The following is a 1,082-nucleotide window of genomic DNA, read 5'->3' on the forward strand; positions in this document are numbered from 1 at the left end:
GGGTGCCGCGTCGGGCGGTGGTGGCTCGGTCGGCGGCCGGTGAGGGCGGGGAGACGCTGGCCCAGCGCCTGGCCACCCTCAACGAGACCGAACAGAACCGGCTGCTCGTCAACCTCGTCCGGACCAACGCGGCGACCGTCCTCGGACACGCCAACGCCGACACCATCGGCGCCCGCCGGGCCTTCAAGGAGGTCGGCTTCGACTCGCTCACCGCGGTGGAACTCCGCAACCGCCTCACCGACGCCACGGGGGTCCGGCTGCCCGCCACCCTCGTCTTCGACCATCCCACACCCACCGCACTCGCCCAGCGACTGCGTCGGCACCTGGTGCCCGAGAACGGCGGCACGAACGGCTCCGGTGCGGCCGGTGACGACAACGCGACGCGGACGCCCGGTGCCGGCGACGAAGTGACCGCCGTAACCGACATCGACGAGGCGGAGATCCGGCACGCCCTGGCCACCGTGCCGCTCAGTCGGCTGCGTGAACTGGGTGTGCTCCAGGAACTCCTCCGCTCCGCGCCCTCGCGGACCGGCACCGCGGCCGAGGCCGGACCCGGCGACGCCGACGCGATCGCCGAGATGGACGTGAGCGCACTCGTCGAGCGGGCGCTCGGCACCGGCACCAACTGACCGATCCGTGACGACCGGAGGAATCGCCATGACCACCTCGTACGACAAGCTCGTGGAGGCGCTGCGGGCCTCCCTGGTGGAGAACGAGCGGCTGACGCGGGAGAACCAGAGGATCTCAGACGCCGCCGCCGAGCCGATCGCGATCGTGGGGATGGCCTGCCGGCTGCCGGGTGGTGTCACCTCGCCGGAGGAGCTGTGGGAGCTGGTGGCCGAGGGGCGGGAGGGTCTGGTGGACTTCCCGGCCGATCGCGGCTGGGACCTGGACAACCTCTTCGACCCCGACCCCGGCACACCCGGGAAGTCATACGTCAGCCGCGGTGGATTCCTCGACGGTGCGGGCGATTTCGACGCCGGCTTCTTCGGGATCTCGCCGCGGGAGGCGTTGGCCATGGATCCGCAGCAGCGGTTGCTGCTGGAGGTGTCGTGGGAGGCGCTGGAGCGGGCCGGTCTGGA

The 1,082-nt window shown here is 71.8% G+C and carries 2 protein-coding genes; both read left to right on the plus strand.

Translation table 11 applies throughout. The features are described 5' to 3' along the window. Positions 1–629, plus strand: a 629-nt coding sequence (locus ACFC09_RS46080) for an acyl carrier protein (protein ID WP_376539210.1), incomplete at its 5' end; no start/stop codon positions are given. A 28-nt stretch (positions 630–657) separates the two neighbouring features. Beyond that, the coding region (locus ACFC09_RS46085) for a beta-ketoacyl synthase N-terminal-like domain-containing protein (RefSeq protein WP_376539212.1) at positions 658–1,082 on the plus strand (425 nt) is incomplete at its 3' end.

Source organism: Streptomyces sp. NPDC056161 (assembly GCF_042268025.1).
Taxonomy (GTDB): Bacteria; Actinomycetota; Actinomycetes; order Streptomycetales; family Streptomycetaceae; genus Streptomyces.